A 17093-nucleotide genomic window follows, 5' to 3' on the forward strand; every position below is an offset into this window, starting at 1 on the left:
ACATGCATGCGATTCCGTAGTGCCACGCTGGCCGCGACGCTCGTGGCGGCCACCGTGACCCCCCTCGTCGTCTCGGCGGGCCCCGCCGCCGCCGCGCCCGCGAAGTACGCGGACGACTTCGACGGCGACGGCTACCGCGACACCGCGGTCTTCTCGCACGGGACCGAGACCCGCTTCAGCAAGGGCGGCGGCGTCCTCGTCACCTTCGGCACGGCCGACGGACCCGGTACGAGGACCCAGTTCATCGACCAGGCGAGCGCGGGCGTCCCCGGCGCCGACGAGACGGACGACTTCTTCGGGGAGATCCGCACGGCCGCCGACTTCGACAAGGACGGCTACGGCGACCTCGTCGTCTCCGCCAACGGCGAGAACGTCGGCGCGTACAAGGACAAGGGCACGGTCACCGTCCTCTGGGGCGGCAGGAAGGGCCTGTCCGGCGGCACGACCGTCCCGTTCAAGGGCCCGAAGGGCGTCTCCGGTCAGGCCCGGGACTTCGCCACCGGCGACTTCGACGGCGACGGCTCCCCGGACCTGGCCCTCGTCCGCGACAGCAAGACGTACGTCTACCGGGGCGCGTTCACCAGGTCGGGCGTGAAGGGCGCGGTCACCGTCCTCGACAAGGACACGTCGAGCTTCTACTCCACCGCCCTCGTCTCCGGCAAGGTCGACAAGGACGGCAAGACCGACCTGGTCGTGATCGGCGACGTCGTCACCCCGGAGTACATCGCCTCCGACGCCTGGTTCATCAAGGGCGGCAGCACCAAGCTCTCGCCGGGCAGGACCCTCCGCCTGGAGCGCGTGAACGGCAACGGCGGCCAGGCCGAACGCGGCGGCGACGGCGTCATCGCCGACTTCGACAAGGACGGGTTCGGCGACATCGCCATCGGCACCCAGATCTACGACGGGGACAAGGGCCGTGTCTCGGTCTGGTACGGCTCCTCGACCGGACCGGGCCGAAGCGCCCGCTTCACCCAGAACACCCCCGGTGTCGCGGGTACCGCGGAGCGGGGCGACTGGTTCGGCGCGTCCGTGTCCGCCGGCGACGTCGACGGCGACGGCTACCGCGACCTGGCGGTCGGCGTGTACGGCGAGAAGCTCGGCGCCCACGCGTACGCGGGCGGCGTCCACGTCCTGCGCGGCACCAGGTCCGGCCTCACCGGCACGCGTTCGCAGTGGTTCGCCCGCGACACCGCCGGTGTCCCCGGCGGTCTGGAGGACGAGTCCTTCGGCAGCACGGTCCGCCTCCGCGACACCGACCGCGACGGCCGGGCGGACCTGTACATCGCCGCGGACCGCGGCTCGCTCGTGCTCCGAGGCTCGTCGAAGGGCGTGACGACGACGGGCGCGGAGCCGGTGAACGGCGACATCGTCTCGGGCATGCTGCAGTAACGGCCGCCCCGGCGGCCTGCCGTCGTTCGGTGGCGTACCGGTGGGGGCCTTCGCGCGCGCTCGCGAAGGCCCCCGACACCGCGGGATAATGGCCCCCACAGCAGGAAACCGTCACCAGCAGCGGAAAGCCGGCGATCCCCATGGCCGAACATCCGAACGCGGCGCTCGTCCGCAAGGGCTACGAAGCCTTCACCCGGGGCGACATGGACACCCTGCGCGGTCTGATGGCCTCGGACTGCACACACCACGTCCCCGGCAGCCACATCCTGTCGGGCGACCACAAGGGCCAGGACGCGATGATCGGCCTCTACCAGCGGCTCTTCGCTGAGACCGCCGGGACGTTCCGCGTCGAGCTGAGCCACATCTGCGTGGACGGCCGGGGCCACGCCGTCTCCGTGCACCGCTACACCGCCGAACGCGGCGGCAGGCGGATCGAGCAGAACGGCTGCCTGGTCTTCCGCATCGTCGGCGACAAGATCACCGACATCGACGAGTGCCAGGAGGACCTGGACAAGGAGGACGAGTTCTGGTCGTAGGCAAAGGTCCGGCCGTAGGCAAAGGTCCGGCCGTAGACCAAGGTCTGGTCGTAGGCCGGATTCCGGGTCGGCCCGACCCCCGGCCGGGAGAATTCCGCACCGGGCCGTGAGACTTCCGGCCCCGTGCGCACAACCCCACGCGGCCTCCAGGTGTCACACAGGTGAACCAGCCACACCCTCGACATTCGGCCACCCACCTGGAGCCACCCGTGCACAGACGGACGCACCGACGGACGTACGCCCTGGCCGCCGCCACCGTGGCGGCCTCCACCGCCACCACGGCCGCCCTCGCCCTGACGCTCGCCACGACCGCCGCCGCGGCCCCGCGCACCGAACCCGCCCCGACCCCCACCGCCGTGACCAGCGACTTCAACGGCGACGGCTACGCGGACCTCGCCGTCGGCATGCCCGACGCGACCGTGAACGGCAAGGCGAAGGCCGGCTACGTGAACCTCGTCTGGGGCGGCAGGAAGGGCCTGGGCGCGCACGGGAGCATCCGGGTCAGCCAGGCCACCCCCGAGGTCCCCGGCTCGCCGGAGACCGGCGACCGGTTCGGCGCTTCCGTCCTGCTGCAGGACCTCAGCGGCGACGGCAGGGCGGAGCTGATCATCGGCGCCCCCGGGGAGGACATCGACGGCCGGGGCACCGACGCCGGCGCGATCACCGTCGTCGGCGGCGCCAAGAGCGGCACCGGTCCGGGGTCCACCGCCATGACCGGCCCGTCGGCGAAGTCGGCGTACGGCCTGTCGGTGGCCGCGACCGACCTGACCGGTGACCACCAGAGGGACCTGGTGGTCGGCGGCCGGGACACGGTGGCCGTGCGCGCGGTCGTCGACAACGGGGAGGACGTCGTCCTCACCACCGTCCTCACCACCCCGATGGGCGGCCGCGCACCGGTCCTCGCCACCGGCGACTTCACCGCCGACGGCGTCGACGACCTGGCCCTCGCCTACCACACGGTCGACGCCCCCTCCACGCAGTCGCACGTGCGGCTGTGGTCGTGGGACGAGTCCGAGCGGCGCATGGCCAACATCTGGAACTCCGACAACGGCGCCGCCTCCGCACTCGCCGTCGGCGACTTCGACGGCGACGGACTGGACGACCTGGCCCTCGGCGAGTGCCGCGAGATCGCCGACGAGAACATCGACGACCCGTGCGGCCCCGAGTCGTACGCCAAGGGCGGCGGCATCCACCTCCTCTACGGCGACAAGAAGTCCTTCGGCCTGCGCTCGCAGACCCTCAACCAGGACACCGTCGGCGTGTACGGCGTCGCCGAGCCCGGCGACCGCTTCGGCGCCTCCCTCGCCGTACTGGACTGGAACCGCGACGGCCGCGACGACCTGGTCGCGGGCGCCCCCGGCGAGGCGATCGGCACCCGCAAGGCGGCCGGCGCGGCCACCCTGCTGCTGGGCCACGAGGGCGGCATCGTCGACCGGTTCGGCGAGGCGACGTCCGTCCCGTACCACCAGGACCGTCCCCGCGTCCCCGGCGTGGCGGAGAAGAACGACGCCTTCGGCACCGCCGTCGCCACCGGTGACTACGACAAGGACGGCGTCCCGGACATCGCCGTCGGCGCGCCGGGCGAGAACGCGGGCTCCGGCGGCGTCTGGGTCTTCCCGCGGGCCTCCGTGACGCACTCCCGTGCCCTCACCCCGAAGAACCTCGGCCTGCCGTCCCCGACTTCGGCCCTGTCGTACGGGAGGTACCTGAGCAGCCACTGACACCCCGGTGCGGCAGTGACGAGGCTCCGGTGGGGCCGTGGTGAGGCAGTGGTGCGGGAGTGGTGGGGCGCAGGTGGGGGCGCCGGGTGACGTGCCGACGGGCGACCGGGCCGACCTGCGCGAACCCGCGCAACGGGCCGCCCGCCCGCGCCCCCTACGCGTCCCTGACGATCCCTTAGGGGATGTCACAGCTCGGCCGCAAAGCCGGGCCGGTCGGCCCCGGCCCGGCACGCTGCCGCCCGGGACCAGGTACGTTCGATGACGTGGCTGGATTCAGGATCGGACGCGGCCGGGACAACGGCGCTCCTCAAGCGCGACCGCACAACCCTCCGTACGGACAGCAGGCCCCGCAGGCCGGCGGCCCGTCGTACGGCTACCCCCAGACGCCCCCGGGGCCTCCGCACGGCGGCGGCCGGGGCGGCGGTCAGGGCGGCTGGCCGCAGACACACGGCGGCGGGCACCCCGGGAGCTACGGGACACGCGGGAACCACGGGGGCCCCGGCAACCACGGCGAGCCGGAGTACTTCGGCGACGACGGCGGGCACCCCCAGGGCGGCGTCGACCCGTACGCGGCCAACAACCCGGGGCACACGCAGATGTTCTCCGTCGGCGAGGACCCGTACCAGCAGGGCGACACCTACCGGGCGGGCAACGCCCCGGCGGCCCCGCTCGGCCCGCGGCTGCCGTGGAAGGCGCTCCTCAAGGGCATCGTCACCAGCCCGAACCAGACGTTCCTGGTGATGCGCGACTACGCGGTGTGGGGCCCCGCCCTGATCGTGACGTTCCTGTACGGCCTGCTGGCCGTCTTCGGCTTCGACGGCGCCCGCGAGGACGCCATCAACGCGACGCTCTCGAACGCCGTGCCGATCGTCCTCGTCACGGCCGTGACGATGGTGGTCAGCACCTTCGTCCTGGGCGTGGTCACCCACACCCTGGCCCGCCAGCTCGGCGGCGACGGCGCCTGGCAGCCCACGGTCGGCCTCTCGATGCTGATCATGTCCGTCACGGACGCGCCCCGCCTGGTCGTCGCCATGTTCGCGGGCGGTGACGCCCCCTTCGTGCAGATCCTCGGCTGGATCACCTGGGTCGCCGCCGGTGCCCTCCTGACCTTGATGGTCTCCAAGTCCCACGACCTCGCGTGGCCGAAGGCCCTGGGCGCGTCGGCGATCCAGCTGGTGGCGATCCTGTCGCTGATCAAGCTGGGCACCTTCTAGGCGGGCCATCTCCCGACGCTCACGCACAGGGCCCCGGCGCGGTCACCGCGCCGGGGCCCTGCCGCTTCCCCCGAACGAACCGCACACTCAAGTCGACTCGCATACCCAAACGGACTAAATGCTCATATAAGAGCCATATCATCACCATTAATTCACATATTGTCGTATACCGTCATCGCGACCTGAACCACTCGAACCTCCACAAGGAGTGCGTGTGAAAGCTCGCTTTGGCATCCGCCGGGGAACGGTGCTCCTGACCACCCTGCTCGTCGCCCTGTCCGCCGCCGTCCTCCCCGGGACCGCCACCGCCGACGGGAACGGCAACGGTGACGAGCACGGGGACGGCCACCAGGGCCGCTCGGACCACTGGGGCGTGATCACCCGCAACACGATCGGCTCCCCCGTCGCCGAACTGCGCAACGGCCCGTTCGGCTCGTTCGGCGTGCTGGGCCCGGAGGGGAGACCGCCGTACGGCCGGGGCAGCCTGGGTATCGAGGTGGCGAACGACTCGACCACCCTGACCCCCTCCAGCGAGAAGGTCGACTTCGGCAATGAGGTCGACTTCTTCAGCAAGCCGGTGTCGGGCCTGGAGCAGGTCGGCTTCCACGTGTTCCAGACGGGCGAGAACGTCAACTACGGCGGCGCGACGAACATGCCGAACATCAAGTTCGAGATCGACCCGAACCTCGACGCGGCACCGACCTCCCACTACTCCACCTTGGTGTGGGTGCCGCCCGCCTCCCCGGTGACCAACCGCTGGAGCCCCTACCTCGACGCCACCAAGACCGGCACCTGGTTCCTCACGGGCTCCGCCGTGGGCACCGCGACCGGCTGCACCCAGGCGACTCCGTGCACTTTCGCCGCGGTGAAGACCGCGCTCGACCGGGACGCCGGCGACCCGGCGACCATCCTCACCGCCGCCGTGGGCAAGGGCCGCGACTTCATGTGGATCGGCGCGGTCGACGGCCTCCGCATCAACGAGACGGTCTACGACTTCGAACCCTGGGGCGTCCGCCCCCGCCCGGCCGGCTGAGCCCGGCCCCCGGGCGGCTCCGGCAGGCCACCCTCCACCGGCCCCACGCCCCGCCGCCCGGAACGGCCGCGCCCTCCTCGACGCCACGGCCTCGTCGAGGGTCAGCCCCCGGCCGGGACCACGGGGCCGAAGGAGGCGGAGGCGATCTGCTGTATGTAACGCATCTCGGCGCCGTCGAAGCCGGTGGGGTTGAGGGAGTAGACGATCTTGCGGGAGAGGTCGCGGGTGGAGAACACCCCACTGGTGTAGCCGGGACGGGAGCCGGTCTTGCCCCAGACCACGACCCCGTTGGACGCCTTGACCCGCATCAGCCCCATGGCCATGCAGGCCCGGCCGGCATCGGTCTCGGTACGGCACTGGCTGTTGCGGAGACTGGGCACGTCGGGAACGGTGAACAGCTCGGTCTGCTGGGCCGGCGGAAGCAGGCGGCCACGGAAGAGCGCGGTCAGGAAGCGGTCGAGGTCGGCCGGGGTGGAGATCATGCCGCCCTCGGCCCAGGGCCAGGGACTCTGCTCGGTGACGTCCACCGGACGCGTGGTGCCGTCTGCGGCCTTGGTCATCAGGTAGCCGTGGGAGTGCGGGCTCGGCAGGCGCGGATCCCGGGCGTCGGGGACATAGGTGTCGCGCAGGGCGAGAGGCCGGGTGATCCGGGACCGTATCTCATCGGCGAAACGGTGCCCGGTGACCTTCTCGACCAGCAGGCCGGCCACGTAGTAGTTCATCCCGTTGTACTGCTGCGCGGTGCCCGGCGTGAACTGCATGGGCCCGCCCGCCATCAGGTCGATCACCTGCCGCGGTGTGAAGCTCTTCAGACGGTGGGCGGCGAACCATTCGGGACTGTCGTCCCCGAACTCGGGGCTGTCGGCACCCCGCGGAAGTCCGCTGGTGTGGTTGAGCAACTGGCCGACCGTGACGGGCGGCAGACCGGCGGGCAGGACACCCGGCACGTACCGCTGGACGGGCTCGTCCAGATCGATCCGGTGCTCGGCGACGAGCTGGAGGACGACCGTGGCGGTGAAGACCTTGGAGATACTGCCGATCCGGATGTGCGCGTCGGGCGGCACGCCCCGGCCGGTCTCCAGATCGCCCACACCCGACGTGCCCGACCAGTGGCCCGCGCGCCCGGTGATCCGCAGCAGCGCCCCGGTGACGTCCGCGTTCGGCAGCCTGCCGATGGCCGCCTTGAGCGCGACCGGATCCAGCCCCGGCAAGGACGCCGGGATGGTGGCGTGCGTGGCGCCCGAAGCGGCCGCGGAGGCGGGAACGGCCACTCCGGCGGCCAAGGCCGTCAGCAGACTTCCGCAGGCGGCCATGGCGGTCCGACGGGTCAGGCCGGTCCGACGGGTCCGACGGGTCCGACGGGTCCGACGGGCAGAGCTGTGCATGATGGGCTCCCCAAAAGCGTGGCGTGCGCACCGGCGACGTACCGGCCCTGCCACCAGTCTCATCCGCACCGGCTGCCCGGCTCATCAGGGATCACCCCTGATCAGACCCTGATCGAACCCTGGTACCTGACCCCACGTCACCCACGTCAGCGCCCAGCCGCTCGACGCCCTTTGGACCGCCGTGAGCGCAGTGAGCGCAGTGAGCGCAGTGAGCGCAGTGAGCGCAGTAAAGGCCCCCGGCGGTCCACGCACAAGGCGGGGATGGTCTGATGCCCCTGGTGATTCGGAGATAGGGGATCAGGTGGGGAAGCAGGTCTGGAGAGTCGTCGTAGCCGGTGGTGCGGCGGCGGTGTTCACGGCGGTGGCCGCCGCGCCGGCCGGGGCGGCCGAGGGAGGGGCCTCGTTCACCCGTGTCCAGGTGAACGGCGGCAAGCCGATCGTGATCGGGGTGTCGAAGGAGGTCGCGGTGCCCGCCTCCTTCCGGATGGCGACCACGCACAAGTGGAAGTGGCCGGCGGTGTTCCTGTACCGGAGCGGCGCGGATGACCGGCTGTGGCACGCCGTCGAGACGAGCGATTGCATCAGGGTGAGCGCGGGCGTCTGCGACTTCAAGGAGACGATGTACTTCGACCCGAGTGTGTGGGACATGCGCAACAGCGAGGCCGGGGTCTGGAAGGTCGGGGCCGAGGTGCACTACGAGGGCGGCGGCGGTGACACCGACGACGAAGACCTGACGGTCCACGTCAAGCGCAACTCCCGCCTGACCGTGAACGCCTCGCCCGAACCGGTGGCCGAGGGCAGGACCATCACCGTGACCGGAAAGGTCACGCGGGCCGACTGGGAAACCGGGAAGTACGTCTCCTACGGCGACCGCCGGGTGAGCCTGCAGTTCAAGCCTGCCGGCGCCTCCTCCTACACGACGGTGAAGAAGGTGTACGCGAACGGCTCGGGTGATCTCCGGACGACCGTGAAGGCAGCCAGGACCGGCACGTGGCGCTGGGCGTACTACGGCAACACCACCACCGGGCCGTCAACGTCGTCCGGGGACAACCTCGTGGTGAAGTGACGTCCGCGGTGCGGACGGAAACCAGGTCAGAGCGCTTCCTTGGACGGCACGACAGGCTCCCCCGACCTACGCACCACAGGCAGGACGCTCCACGGAAAGTTGATCCAGTCGTCCGTCCGCTTCCACACGTACTCGCACTTCACGAGGGAGTGCGACTTCTCGTAGATCACCGCGGACCGGACCTCGGCCACGGCGTCGAGGCAGAAGTCGTGGACCAGCTTGAGCGTCTTGCCCGTGTCGGCGACGTCGTCCGTGATCAGGACCTTCTTGTCGGAGAAGTCGATCGCGTTCGGGACCGGCGCGAGCATGACGGGCATGTCGAGGGTCGTGCCGACGCCGGTGTAGAACTCCACGTTCACAAGGTGGATGTTCTTGCAGTCCAGGGCGTAGGCCAGCCCGCCTGCGACGAAGACGCCGCCCCGGGCGATGGAGAGGATGATGTCGGGCTCGTACCCGTCGTCGGCGACGGTCTGCGCGAGTTCGCGTACGGCGGTGCCGAACGCCTCGTAGGTGAGGTTCTCGCGTGCGGGCGCGTCGCCGCCGGTCCCGGCCGGGCGCTCGGTGCTCATACCTGGGTCCGGTGGAAGTTGAGGAAGGAGCGGGAGGCGGTCGGCCCGCGCTGCCCCTGGTAGCGGGAGCCGTAGCGCTCGCTGCCGTACGGGAACTCGGCCGGCGAACTCAGCCGGAACAGGCACAGCTGTCCGATCTTCATGCCCGGCCAGAGCTTGATCGGAAGCGTCGCGAGGTTCGACAGCTCCAGGGTCACGTGCCCGGAGAAGCCGGGGTCGATGAACCCGGCGGTGGAGTGGGTGACGAGCCCGAGCCGCCCGAGGGAACTCTTGCCCTCCAGCCGCGAGGCGAGATCGTCGGGGAGGGTGATGACCTCGTAGGTGCTCGCGAGCACGAACTCACCCGGGTGCAGGATGAACGGCTCGTCGCCCTCGGGCTCCACGAGCCGCGTGAGGTCGGCCTGCTCGACGGACGGATCGATGTGGGGGTACCGGTGGTTCTCGAACACCCGGAAGAACCGGTCGAGACGCACGTCGACGCTCGACGGCTGCACCATGGATTCGTCGTACGGATCGATGCGTACCCGTCCGGAGTCGATCTCGGCCCGGATGTCCTTGTCTGAGAGAAGCACGCCCCGAGGATACGCAAGGCGCGCGGGCCGCCCCTAACCAGCCGGACGTACCCGCGCGCCTGTCCCTGCCCTGCCCGCTTCCACAGCGTCCGCGACCACGACCGACCGCTTCCGCCGCTTCCGCCGCTTCTCCTGCTACCGCTTGCTACCGCTGTTGCCGCTTCCGTTACTGCTCGCGCTACTGCTCGCGTTACCGCTTCTGCAGTGCCACCGGTACGACACTGCGCAACCGGGCGCAGCGTGGGCACCGCATGAGCCGACCGGGGCCGAGGCGTTCGGCCTGCTGCATCGGGAACGAAGCGGTGCTGAACATGTGCCCATCGGCACAGCGGACGACGGTGCGCTCCATCAAGTCCAAGTGTCCCTTCCCCAAGAGGCGCGTCTGGCTGTCGACCTACGTCGACCTGACGACGAACCGCCACATTACGGGATACTTGGGACGGCCCTCCAGGCGGCACTCCGATCCCGCCGAAGGCCCACCCGGACCCTCTTCCGCGCCTCCACCGTACGCCCCAACTCCCGCGCCCCGCAGCCCCGTCCCCACCCCACGAACACAACCGGGCCCCACGCCTTCAGCGCGCGGGGCCCGACATGAGGTAAAGTAACGACGCGTTCCGACACCGGCACCGACCGGCGTCTTACGCGGGTGTAGTTTAATGGTAGAACATCAGCTTCCCAAGCTGAGAGCGCGAGTTCGATTCTCGTCACCCGCTCCATGATGAAACCCCAGGTCATCGGCCTGGGGTTTGTTTGTTGTCTAGACCAATTTGAGGGTTGCGTGCCCTCTGCGTGCCCTAAGTCGGGGCCGAGCAGCCACCTCCAGGGCCTCCGGGCATCACTTTGCGCCACCCAGCCCTCGTTCGTCTCAAATGGCGAGACGCATTTCATGTGACCCGCGCCACAGGTCGAGCAAATGGCGACCAAGTCGCTTACGCAAAGGGCCGGTTGCGCGGCGCCGGTGTGGCCGGGTGGTTCACAATGCCCGGCATGCCCACCAGGTACGACCGTTCCCGAAGGCGCCGAGCGGCAGCGCGCTGTGGTCGCCGCACGAAGAAGGGGACGCCATGCAAGCTCCCGCAGGAGATCGGGAAGGGCTGCCGACACCATGCCACTGGAGCAGAGCGCGAAGCCGCCGCAGAGGAGGCGAGGGCTCGGGCCGAGAGAGCAAGACAGCAGGCGGAACGGGAGCGACGGGCCATCCTTACTGTGGTCGCCCTCGTCACCGTGGCCGTGTTCGCCGGCCTCGGTGTCGGCATCTGGAACGGATGGAAGGACGATGAGCACGAGTCCATGTGCCAGCCACACCGGACCCAGGCACTGGCCCTGAGCGACAAGCCCCGCGCCGTGCGGATTCCCATGGTGTTCGCCGGTGACCCGAACATCAGCATCCTGCAGCTCGGGGCGGAGTTCCCCGAAGACCTGGGAAGCCTCGATGCCATCTCCGCGACCGAGCTGGACATATCCAGGGCGTACTCCGAGAAGCGGGCCTTGGCCGGGCAGGCAGCACGCGTTGTTCTCGATCACCGAGAGTGCTTCGGGGCCGATTTCGCCGCCGCTGCCTCCCGGATAGAACGGGCGCCCACCGAAGTCAGACGGGTCGAGATGCCGTCGCCTGCTCACTGCGCCGACGGATGGCCGTCCACTTCAATCGGCCGACGAGGTGCGTGCTCACACCACGGCGGCGTGGTTCCGGCTCAGCCTTGGGCGACGCTGTTCTTCGGCTGATCATGTACGGCAAGTCCCGCACCAGAATCTCCGACCGCGACCTTACGCAGGCACCAGGTCTCCCAGCACCTCACGAAGAGCGGTGCCTACGACCGGTCCTGCAACCGCCACCTGACGAAGGTCATCGCCCTTCATGTAGCGGTAACTCTGGGGAGGGTGGAACGTCCCCGCAGCCCGCAATGCCCCGAGTGTCACCGGTTCGTCAAAGGAAACCGGATCCTCCAGCGTCAGACCACTCGCCTGGGTCGCACCGTTCATGTAGGCGTCGTACTCGCGCCGGGTGATCCCCGTCTGGCTGCGGTGGGCCGACCAGACCTCCTTGGGAGAGGCGACATGTACTGCGGCAATGCGCGCCATGCCCACCAAGGCCATGGTGGGCGCGGTCGCGTAGAGCAGAACTCGGGTTCCGGGAGGGGCTGCGACGCGTTGGCGGCGGACCTCCACCGTCTTGCTGCCGGCCAGGATCGCGGTGGCGAAGCGCGGGTGGACGGACAGCAGCATCGCGCGTTCCGGATCGTTCACGTCTTTCGGTGCCCCTCTTTGTAGACCGCCTGAAACAGCTCGTTGCTGATCTTCGACAGCGAGATCAGCATGTTCGACGACCACGGTAGTCCTAGCTCCCTGGCCAGCGAGCTCAATCGCCGCAGCGTCACCGGCTTGGGAAAGATCTCGGTGTCCGAGAACCTCAGCGCCATGGCGTGGCCGGAGGCATCAGCGGCTTCTTTTACCTCCGCCCGACCATATACGCCCAGGTGTTCGAATTTCGAGAAGAGGGCGTCGGGTGTATCGATAAGCACCTCGTCGAGGCGCGAACTCCCCACCACCATCTGACCGTCCATGTGGGCGCCCCCGTCGCTGACGTACCAAAGGAGGCGGGCGGGAACGCTTTCGCCTCGGCGCCCCGAGGAACGGTAGTAGACGTGCTCCCTGCTGATGCCGAGGACGTGGCTGCGCAGAAGGAGCATGGCCGGGACGTTGAACAGCTCGGTGGACCAGCGCGGCTTGATCGGCAGCAGGAAGGACGGCAGCTCGGAGTCGATGACCTTCGCCGGCCACCAGGCGCGCTCCACCACAGCGGCCACCTCAGCCGGCATCTGCGCGTGCAGGGCAGTTGCCTCCACGGTCAGCTCACGAGCGAGTCCGCCGGCCACCGCCTCCACCTCGGCTGCCGTACCGCACACGTCCACCAGGAGAGCAACGAACTTGCCGTCGTGCTCGAAGAAGCCGTCGTCCCCGGCGGCGGCCTTGGCAACCGCTGGGAGATACGGGTCGCTGATGCGTACGGTCTCCGCCCCGCAGTCGCGCCCCTGACGCTTCAGCAGGAAGAGGATCTGCCTGGCCAGAGTCTCTTCCAGCGGATGATCCGCGGTGCGGAGCACGGGGACGATCAGCGTCCGGCCGTCCAACGCCCATGCGTAGAGGGCGACCGGGTGGCCCTGGCCGTCCCTCAGCAGCTCGCGACGCCACGCGACCGTGTCATCCGTGAGCGACCGAAGGCGCTCGGCGAAAGCCGAGCCGTCGTCGCCGCCCGACTGGTTGAAGAAGGCCACCAGCTCGTCCTCCGCACCTGGTGCCACCTCGCTCGACCGGAACTCCGTGCCCATCAGATCGGCCGGGCGATACACCTGGGCTTGCCGCAACTCGTCCACGTGGAGCGTCACGGTGGAGGGCGATACGACGCGGACACGGGCGACTTCCCAAGCCACGTCGGCGAGACGGGACAGGAGCGGGTTCCGGGTGGCCAGGACTTGAAGGCCGGCGCACGATGTCTCGGCCACGTAGTGCAGGCAGCGTCGGAGTGTCGCGTCGACGGGGAGGTCGGCAAGCGACTCCGCGGCTGCCTTCAGCAGTTCAGCCGTTCGTTCGGCCACGGCATCGGAGGCAGGGGTGAGCTGGCGTAGGCCGTGGAGCGCTGCCCGCTGGTGCTGACGCTCGGCGGTATCGCCGACGTCCCGGATCTGGTGGACCAGTTGGGGCGTGTAGGCGAGTTCGACGAGGTCCGTCATCCAGCCCGCCTCCAGCGCGCGGGACTCCTCCGCATCGGCCGTTTCGGCGAGTCCGCGCAGATCGGCGAAGACACCGTGGTCGACGGTCACCACCAGCAGCGCGTCGCTCTCCACCTCCGCGAACAGGTCCGGGTGCCCGAGGTCCAGCCACCATCCGTCGAGGATCTCTCCATCCCGGCCGCGTCCGCGCACCTCACCGTTCGGGACGAACCCCAGGCTCGTCCACATATCGCTGAGTTCGTAGTCCCGTCGGCATTTGGCCTTGATGCCGAGCCGTTGGGGATAGCGCTGCTTGATGGCCTCCACCAGCAGTCGGGCAATACCCCGGCCGCGCTGTTCCTCCGCAACGCACAGATGGGCGAGACGTATATGGGCACTCCTCTTCGGGAGCCCGAACAGCGCGTAGCCGATCACTTCGTCCGCTTCGACGGCGACCAGGAGCCCTCCGTTCTCCGCCGCCTGTCGATACGCGGGAGGTGTCAGCAGCCCCAGCGTCTTTGTGTAGCGATCGCCCAGCGCCACGGCCTTCTCGATCAACTCGACCTGCGCAGGCAACGCGGGAAGAACCTTGACCGCCATCGTTCCCCCTCCAGAAGGGTCGGCCAAGGCCGACCTCAACTCCCCTGTCAGTACATACAGGGAAAGCTGATCTCAACCGAGGCCAACCCTCAAGGGGGCACGAGGGGCGCACGGTACTGCAGAGGCTGTCACGGAGCGGCGGCCGATTCCTATGGATCCCGGTCAAGACCTGTCCCGGGATCCATACGGCCATGAGTTGTCACGCTTCCTCGGCATGCCGTCCCCCAGCATCCGGCTTCCGCAGCTGCTGCCGCACCTCGGCGTCGATGGCATGGGCCAGCCTGCGCTGGTGCTTCGCCGTCGAGTGCTGGTAAATCAGCTGGGCCCGCTCCGAGGACTGGCCGGCGCGGACCATGAGGTCCTTCAGCTTGGCACCCGTGTCGGCGGCGAGGGTGTTGCCGGTGTGGCGGAGGTCGTAGAAACGGAAGTTCTCCGGCATGCCGACCTTGGTCCTTGCTTTGCGCCACTTCCGGCCGAAGGTCGAGCGGCGGAAGGGCGCGCCCTTCTCGCCGACGAAGAGGAGTCCATCCGGACCCTTTTCCGCGAACCACTGGAGGTGGCGGCGCAGCTCCGGAAGCAGGAAGTCGGGCACGTAGACGGTGCGCTTGCCCGCCCGGGTCTTGGGGTCGCCGGTGACCCGTCGACCGTTCGTCAGCTCCGGCGAAGCCTGTGTGACGCGCAGGGAGCACTCGTCGAGATCGACACTGTGACGGCGTAGTTCGGCCAGTTCCTCCGGTCGGAGGGAGGCGAAGGCGCCGAGCAGGACCATCAGACGCCAGCGTGGGCCCATGGCGTCGGCGAGGTCGAAGACCTGCTCGATGGTGGCGGTGGGGCGTTCGTCCGCCTCCTCCTTGCCCGCGCCCTTGATACGGCACGGGTTGCTGCGGAGCATGTCGTCGTCCACCGCCGTCTGCAGGATGGCCTTCAGCAGCCGGTACGACTTGGCGACCGTGGTGGCACCGGTCGCCTTCATACGCTCGGCTCGCCATGTGCGGACGGAGGGTGGGGTGATCTCGTCCAGGTTCTTGCCGCCGAAGGTCGGCAGGATGTGGAGACGGAGAAGCCCGTCGTAGCGGTCGACGGTGGTGGGAGCCAGGCCCCGTTCCTCCAGCCAACGGAGTGCGTACTTCTCGAAGTTGACCGCGCCGGCGTCCGGGTCGCGCCATACGTCGCGCTCGATGTCGGCGCGAACGAGGTTGAGCCAGTCCTGGGTGTCGGACTTGGTCTCGAACGTCTCCGGTGCGGTGTGCCGCTGCCCGTCCGGGCCGATGTAGCGGGCCTGCCACCGCCCGGAGGGGAGCTTGCGAGTCGTGCCGAACTCGCGCCGCCGCTGCGGCTTCCGTGCCGCCATCAGGCCGCCTTCCCATAGCGGGCACGGATACGGCGGACCGGCTCTACGGTGCGCGCCTCGACGTACTCGGTGATCGCGCTCTCGGGGATGCGGACCGGGCGGCCGAGCTTCACGTAGCGGATGCGGCGCTCGGCGATCAAGCGGCGGACGAAGCGCTCGCCCGTGCCGAGCATGTCGCCGGCCTCGGCCACGGTCAGGAGGCGATCAGCCATGGGCGGTCACCTCCTGCGCGGTGTGGGCGATGCGCTGGGAGCGGGGAAGGGCAGGAGGTATTACAGGTCGGCGCAAGGGTGTTGGGTCCTTTGCTCGGGGTGGTTCGGCGTGGCAGGCCGTTCGGTGGGCGTCGCCTGGACTACGCGGCGCGGATTCCGTGGAGGAGGGTCAGGGGCGGGACCCGGAGAGCTTGGGCGAGGACGACCAGGTCGTCGATGTCTCAGCGGCGTTGGGCACGTTCGATGCGGGACAGCATCGTGTTGGTCATCGGTCGGCCGAGGGCGGTGACGCGGGCGGCGAGTTCGCGCTGAGCGAGGCCGCGTTCGGTGCGGAGAATTTCGATGGTGCGAGCGGTCCGTATTCCGGCCGGTCCGATTTCCAGGGATCGTGCTGCCATGACTCCATTTGTAGCTTGCATTCGCCGGTTTGGTTAACCGGCGATCGTCGGCTATGTTGCGCCCGGCGAACGGGCGGGGCTTACCTCCGCACTGGGCTCCGAGTATCCGGTTGGCGGTGTCTTCGCCAGCCCGAGGGCATGCTCTGACGTGGGGTGTTGTGTTGTAGCTTGCACTCTCACCGGGAGTCAACGGGTTCCCGATGTGATGCTTCTGGCTTCACCTGACGGTGCATTATTTCGGCAACCGGCGATCCGGGTTTATGGTTTAGTTCCTGCCTCGCAGCACACGTTCGCCGTCAGCTGTCTGATTTCCCGGCGGAATGCTGGACTTGTGCGGCAGGGGTGTGGCTGTCTTGGCTATACGACGCCACCAGCCCTCCCTCTTCGGACCGGGGCAGTGTGCAACCCCCTCCCTGTGCACCGCCCGACGAGGGCCGATCGCACCTCCCCGTCCTGACCTAGGAGCCGCCGCCCGATGAGCTACGACGCCCGCGAGTGGGTGTGGGACCACAGCCGCAGCAAGGGCACCGCCCGCATGGTCCTCGCCTTGATCGCCGACCGGTGCCGCGACCGGCACTGCGTCGCGTACGCGTCCGTGCCCACCCTCATGAAACGCGCCAACGCCTCCCGCACCGCCGTACGTGACGCCCTGGCGAAGTTGATCGCCAGCGGCGAGCTGGTGCAGCTCCCTGACCGCAAGGGGCCGCGGGGAGAGACGTACTACCTCCTCCCGGTCGCCGCCCGGTTCCTCGCCGATCAGGACGAGGAGGGGGACCGGAATACGGCTCCGCGGGGGGATCGGATTCCGACCCTCGGGGGGCCTGAATCCGGCCCTGCCGAGCATGTCGAGGGGGAAGCGGATTCCGACCCAGGGGTACGGAATCCGGCCCCCAGGGGGTACGGAAACCGACCCGGTGGGGGTGCGGATTCCGACCCCCAGAACAGAAGAGAACCGAAGGTGAACGGTAAGAGCAGCAGCAGCTCTACCCCGCTCATCTCCGTGCTCGAATGGCAGATCGACGACGACGCCCGTGCCTGGCTCCAGCGCGACGGCCACCTCGACCGACTCGGCGAGCACGCCCTGCACGCCGCCGACGAGAAGTGGCGCGCCTACCGGGCTCCGTGGCCGCCCCGCACCGCCACCGCGTGGGCCACCGACTGGCGCGCGTGGATCGCCAGGGAACACACCCCCGCCCCTGGACGCCCCACCCTCTACGCCCTACCCGGCGGCACCCACGGCACCCACACCTCAGCCACCGGCATGACGCGCTCCGAAGCGCACATGGCCGCCCTGCTCGCAGCCCTCGACGAACCGACCGGAACGGAGTAACCCGCCC

At 69.4% G+C, this 17093-nt stretch carries 15 protein-coding genes, 1 tRNA gene and 1 pseudogene; 9 read left to right on the forward strand and 8 right to left on the reverse strand.

Translation table 11 applies throughout. From position 1 onward, the window contains the following. Positions 1-6 precede the first annotated feature (6 nt). The 5 genes from PYR72_RS22890 (at position 7) to PYR72_RS22910 (ending at position 5893) form a co-directional block, all read left to right on the forward strand. Complete coding sequence (locus PYR72_RS22890) at positions 7-1389, forward strand: FG-GAP and VCBS repeat-containing protein (RefSeq protein WP_275457044.1); 1383 nt, start codon at positions 7-9, stop codon at positions 1387-1389. Between the two features lie 140 nt (positions 1390-1529). Continuing rightward, on the forward strand, positions 1530-1925 hold the full coding sequence (locus PYR72_RS22895; protein ID WP_275457045.1) for a nuclear transport factor 2 family protein: 396 nt from the start codon (positions 1530-1532) through the stop codon (positions 1923-1925). Positions 1926-2134: 209 nt separating this feature from the next. Next, positions 2135-3646: an FG-GAP-like repeat-containing protein gene (locus PYR72_RS22900; protein ID WP_275457046.1), complete on the forward strand. Its 1512-nt coding sequence runs from the start codon at positions 2135-2137 to the stop codon at positions 3644-3646. Between the two features lie 182 nt (positions 3647-3828). Further along, a complete protein-coding gene (locus PYR72_RS22905; protein WP_275457047.1) occupies positions 3829-4860 on the forward strand; it encodes a Yip1 family protein in 1032 nt (343 codons plus the stop codon). 214 nt (positions 4861-5074) lie between these two features. Beyond that, on the forward strand, positions 5075-5893 hold the full coding sequence (locus PYR72_RS22910; RefSeq protein ID WP_275457048.1) for a hypothetical protein: 819 nt from the start codon (positions 5075-5077) through the stop codon (positions 5891-5893). 101 nt (positions 5894-5994) lie between these two features. Here the strand turns inward: PYR72_RS22910 and PYR72_RS22915 are convergent, their stop codons facing one another. Further along, positions 5995-7176 (reverse strand): serine hydrolase domain-containing protein, encoded by a 1182-nt coding sequence (locus tag PYR72_RS22915; RefSeq protein WP_275457049.1) that lies wholly within the window; start codon positions 7174-7176, stop codon positions 5995-5997. Between the two features lie 403 nt (positions 7177-7579). Here PYR72_RS22915 and PYR72_RS22920 point away from each other — a divergent pair, with 403 nt between their 5' ends. Continuing rightward, positions 7580-8344, forward strand: coding sequence for a hypothetical protein (locus PYR72_RS22920; protein WP_275457050.1), 765 nt, complete (start codon positions 7580-7582; stop codon positions 8342-8344). A gap of 26 nt (positions 8345-8370) precedes the next feature. Here the strand turns inward: PYR72_RS22920 and PYR72_RS22925 are convergent, their stop codons facing one another. Both PYR72_RS22925 and dcd read right to left on the reverse strand, forming a co-directional pair. After that, a complete protein-coding gene (locus PYR72_RS22925) occupies positions 8371-8913 on the reverse strand; it encodes a phosphoribosyltransferase (protein WP_275457051.1) in 543 nt (180 codons plus the stop codon). After that, positions 8910-9485 (reverse strand): dCTP deaminase, encoded by a 576-nt coding sequence (gene dcd, locus PYR72_RS22930; RefSeq protein WP_013001952.1) that lies wholly within the window; start codon positions 9483-9485, stop codon positions 8910-8912. The genes PYR72_RS22925 and dcd overlap by 4 nt, the downstream gene beginning before the upstream one ends. 642 nt (positions 9486-10127) lie before the next feature. Between dcd and PYR72_RS22935 the strand changes: the two genes are divergently transcribed. Beyond that, positions 10128-10201, forward strand: a tRNA-Gly gene (locus tag PYR72_RS22935). Between the two features lie 490 nt (positions 10202-10691). After that, entirely contained in the window at positions 10692-11210 is a 519-nt protein-coding gene (locus tag PYR72_RS22940) for a hypothetical protein (protein WP_275457052.1), read from the forward strand. Between the two features lie 42 nt (positions 11211-11252). On the opposite strand, the gene PYR72_RS22945 is transcribed toward PYR72_RS22940, so the two are convergent. The 5 genes and pseudogenes from PYR72_RS22945 to PYR72_RS22965 form a co-directional block, all read right to left on the reverse strand. Continuing rightward, complete coding sequence (locus PYR72_RS22945) at positions 11253-11732, reverse strand: ASCH domain-containing protein (RefSeq protein ID WP_275457053.1); 480 nt, start codon at positions 11730-11732, stop codon at positions 11253-11255. Then, the gene (locus PYR72_RS22950) at positions 11729-13795 is read right to left on the reverse strand and encodes a GNAT family N-acetyltransferase (RefSeq protein ID WP_275457054.1); all 2067 of its coding nucleotides are present in this window, start codon (positions 13793-13795) and stop codon (positions 11729-11731) included. Before PYR72_RS22950 ends, PYR72_RS22945 begins: the two co-directional genes overlap by 4 nt. Before the next feature lie 199 nt (positions 13796-13994). Then, a complete protein-coding gene (locus PYR72_RS22955; protein WP_275457055.1) occupies positions 13995-15146 on the reverse strand; it encodes a site-specific integrase in 1152 nt (383 codons plus the stop codon). Then, on the reverse strand, positions 15146-15358 hold the full coding sequence (locus PYR72_RS22960; RefSeq protein ID WP_210551118.1) for a helix-turn-helix domain-containing protein: 213 nt from the start codon (positions 15356-15358) through the stop codon (positions 15146-15148). Before PYR72_RS22960 ends, PYR72_RS22955 begins: the two co-directional genes overlap by 1 nt. A 140-nt stretch (positions 15359-15498) precedes the next feature. After that, positions 15499-15756 (reverse strand): annotated as a pseudogene (locus PYR72_RS22965) (helix-turn-helix transcriptional regulator). A gap of 475 nt (positions 15757-16231) precedes the next feature. Between PYR72_RS22965 and PYR72_RS22970 the strand changes: the two are divergent. Continuing rightward, complete coding sequence (locus PYR72_RS22970) at positions 16232-17086, forward strand: helix-turn-helix domain-containing protein (RefSeq protein WP_275457056.1); 855 nt, start codon at positions 16232-16234, stop codon at positions 17084-17086. Positions 17087-17093 lie beyond the last annotated feature (7 nt).

It is taken from the genome of Streptomyces sp. VNUA24 (assembly GCF_029167005.1).
Classification (GTDB): Bacteria; Actinomycetota; Actinomycetes; order Streptomycetales; family Streptomycetaceae; genus Streptomyces; species Streptomyces scabiei.

Coding starts and splice junctions, on each gene's coding strand:
- PYR72_RS22890 (WP_275457044.1), top strand. CDS start 7: ATGCGATTCCGTAGTGCCACGCTGGCCGCGACGCTCGTGGCGGCCACC.
- PYR72_RS22895 (WP_275457045.1), top strand. CDS start 1,530: ATGGCCGAACATCCGAACGCGGCGCTCGTCCGCAAGGGCTACGAAGCC.
- PYR72_RS22905 (WP_275457047.1), top strand. CDS start 3,829: ATGTCACAGCTCGGCCGCAAAGCCGGGCCGGTCGGCCCCGGCCCGGCA.
- PYR72_RS22925 (WP_275457051.1), bottom strand. CDS start 8,913: ATGAGCACCGAGCGCCCGGCCGGGACCGGCGGCGACGCGCCCGCACGC.
- PYR72_RS22950 (WP_275457054.1), bottom strand. CDS start 13,795: ATGGCGGTCAAGGTTCTTCCCGCGTTGCCTGCGCAGGTCGAGTTGATC.
- PYR72_RS22955 (WP_275457055.1), bottom strand. CDS start 15,146: ATGGCGGCACGGAAGCCGCAGCGGCGGCGCGAGTTCGGCACGACTCGC.
- PYR72_RS22960 (WP_210551118.1), bottom strand. CDS start 15,358: ATGGCTGATCGCCTCCTGACCGTGGCCGAGGCCGGCGACATGCTCGGC.
- PYR72_RS22970 (WP_275457056.1), top strand. CDS start 16,232: ATGAGCTACGACGCCCGCGAGTGGGTGTGGGACCACAGCCGCAGCAAG.